This is a genomic window from Stappia indica (genome assembly GCF_001696535.1).
Taxonomy (GTDB): domain Bacteria; phylum Pseudomonadota; class Alphaproteobacteria; order Rhizobiales; family Stappiaceae; genus Stappia; species Stappia indica.
In genome coordinates, this window is the sequence record NZ_MBQE01000010.1 from 1 (window position 1) to 3,436 (window position 3,436).

Consider the following 3,436-nt stretch of genomic DNA (forward strand, 5'->3'; position numbering starts at 1 on the left):
ATTTCGAGCACGGGATCGACACGATCCGGATCGGCGTTGGGGCGAGCAACTTCTCGCAGGTGACGGTGACGGATGTGGGGGCGGACACGCACCTGACCTTCGGTTCCAATACCATCGTGTTGCAGAACTTCGATCACACGCTTGTTTCTGCCGGTGATTTTGCCTTCGTCTGATCCCCGTTGAGGTATGACGACAAGAGGCCGGCGACCCGCTTGGGCCGCCAGCCGTGCGATGATCGCAACCATGTCCTTTGCCGGAAGGCCGGGTGGATTGCCCTGAAACTGCCTCCGGCGTTTACAATCGCGTTTATATGGCGATAACTAACAGTGCTGACTATTCGAATGGCTTGCTGCACTCGCAAATCCCGCCTGAAGCTCTCCTCCCAGCCTTGTATTGCCGTTTCTGGGGAGCGTTTTGATATCAGGCTTGTCGGTAGCAAATAGTGCAGTCTTGAAGTTTATGGGCCCGGCGAGGCTCTTGGGAGGGTTTGAAATGACGACGTATTCGGGCGGAAGCGGGAATGATGTATTTTCGATCACCGGCTTTGGTCACACCTATATCGGCAGCGGTGGCAACGATACGATAACGCTTCTTCCCGAGGTCGATCTTTATGCCGACTACACGGGTTTTTCAGCGGCGCTGACGATCGTCGTCGACGGGGACGCTGGTGGTGGGCAGGTCACCAAGGACGGGATCGGCACGGATACGTTCATTGCCGACGGCGAACTTGATCCGGATATCAGCGGTCTGACGTTCGGTCTCGGCTCGGGCAACGACAGCGTCACGATCGACGACCCGGGCGGGATCTTCTTCGGCATCCGGTCCAGTGCGGGCAACGATACGATCACCAACATCGCGGGATTCGTACGAGCCGTTTATTCGAATGTCGCTTCCGGGATTACCTACACCAGCAACAATGGCTCCGGCGTGAGCGGCACTGTGACCGGCGTGGGCGTGGGAACCGACACGCTCTCCAATGTCACCGAGATCATGGGCTCCACCGGCAACGACACGTTCAACGGCGGCAACGGCAACGAGCGTTTCATTCCGCTCGGCGGCAACGACATCATCAATGGCGGCGCCGGCTTCGACATGGTCCGCTTCGATCGAGACGGCGTCGGCTCCGTCGTTGTCGATCTGTCCACCGGGTCCGCCACGGGAACCTTCAACGGCGTAGGGTTCTCGCATACGCTGTCCGGCATCGAACATGTCCGCGGGTCCCGTACGGAAAGCACCACGTTCATCGGCTCGAATGCCGACGAACGGTTCGACGGTTTCGCAGGGGACGACGTCTTCAACGGTGGCGGCGGCAACGACATCATCAATGTCGGCACGGGCAGCGACACGGTCTACGGCTCGACCGGAAATGATGTGATCAACGTTTTTGCCACCGAAGACGCATTCCTGAATTACGGCTCGTTCTCCAACGCCTTGTCGGTCAGCCTCACCGGAACGGTGATAACCATCGACAAGGGAGCCAGCGGCACGGACACCGTAAATATCGGCGGACCCTACGACGGCAGCGGGACGATTACCCTTGCCCTGGGCTCGGGCAACGACAACGTAACCATCGATTCGATCGCAGGGATCTTCGTTCAGGTCCGGGGTGGTGCGGGCGACGACACGATCACCCAACTGGGTTACGGTTTCGTGCGTGCGGACTATCGTAACCTGTCATCCGGCATCACCTACACCAGCAACAATGGGACCAATCTCAGCGGCACGGTGACCGGTACCGGCATCGGTACCGATACGCTGGTGGGTGTTTCGGAAATCCGCGGCACCGACTACGACGATGTCTTCAACGGCGGGGCCGGCAACGAGCGCTTCATCCTTCGTGGCGGCAACGATGTCGTTAACGGCGGCGACGGTTACGACACGGTGCGCTTCGACCAGGACGGCATGGGGGCGGTCACCGTCAATCTGGAGACCGGCACGGCGACGGGCCTGTTCAACGGCATTGCCTTCAGTCACACCCTTTCGGGCATCGAGGCGATCCGAGGTTCGCGCACTGGAGACGACAGCCTGACTGGATCGTCCGGCGACGATACGCTGGAGGGACGTGGCGGCAATGACACGCTGAACGGCGGGGCCGGCAACGATATCCTGGACGGCGGTGATGGCAACGACATCATCAACACCGGCGAAGGCGAGGACACGGTCATCGGGTCTGCCGGCAACGACACGATCAACGTTCTCCAGCAGCACGACGCGTTCATCCAGTACGGGCATTTCACCACCAACATGACGGTCTCGATGACCGGCACGGTGATGACCATCGACAAGGGGACCGGGGACGTCGACACGCTCAACGTGACCGGGCCGATCGACCCGAGCCTTGGCAGCGTCACCCTGTCGCTCGGTTCCGGCAATGACACCGTCACGATCAATGCGACTGCAGGCATTTTCGTGGAGGTTCGCGGTGGCGCGGGCGACGACACGATCACTCAGACCGGCGACGGCACGGTCCGTGCGGACTATCGCAATGCCTCTTCCGGCATCACCTACACCAGCAACAACGGAGCAGGTGTCAGCGGTACCGTGACCGGAGCTGGCGTCGGGACCGACACGTTGTCCGGTGTCGCGGAAATCCGTGGTACGGACTTCGACGACGTCTTCACCGGCGGCGATGGTGACGAGCGGTTCATCCTGCGCGGGGGCAACGATACGGTCGACGGCGGCGGCGGTTTCGACACGGTTCGCTTCGATCGCAACGGGATGGGCGATGTCACGGTCAATCTGACCACCGGCACCGCAATCGGTGTCTTCAATGGCAGTGTTTTCAACCATAGCCTCGCCAATATCGAGCATGTGCGTGGTTCGAGGACCGGTAACGACGTTCTGATCGGCTCGGCCGGCAATGATCGCCTTGAAGGCATGGGTGGCAACGACCTGCTGAACGGCGGGGCAGGCGCCGACACGCTGATCGGAGGCACCGGCGACGACATCTACGTCGTCAGCGATGCGGGTGATGTGGTCATCGAAAACGCCAATGAAGGCACGGATACCGTCCGCAGCTACATCAGCTTCCAACTCTGGCAGCATGGCGAGCATATCGAGAATCTCGAGCTTCTCGGCACTGGCAACTTGAATGCTGTTGGTAATACGCAGAATAACATTCTGACTGGAAACTCCGGCAACAACATGCTGAACGGCGGTGCCGGCGCCGATACGATGATCGGCGGCGCAGGCAACGACACTTATTATGTCGACAATGCGGGCGACACCATCGTCGAGCTTGCCGGAGAAGGTACGGACAGCGTCTACTCGACGATCACGTTTGCCCTGAGCTCGCAGAGCCAGCATCTCGAGAACCTGTATCTGCAGGGGACAGGGAACATCAATGGCTACGGCAACGGCCAGAACAACATCATTGCGGGCAATATCGGCAACAACAGCCTTGCCGGTGGTGCCGGCAACGACACGCTGTACGGCG

General features: G+C 60.2%; 1 protein-coding gene. It reads left to right on the forward strand.

Annotation, left to right across the window (positions count from 1 at the left end; all coding sequences use genetic code 11):
* Positions 1 to 492 precede the first annotated feature (492 nt).
* Positions 493 to 3,436 (forward strand): beta strand repeat-containing protein (locus BBX35_RS23525; RefSeq protein ID WP_279626403.1); only part of this gene is annotated, 2,944 nt, incomplete at its 3' end.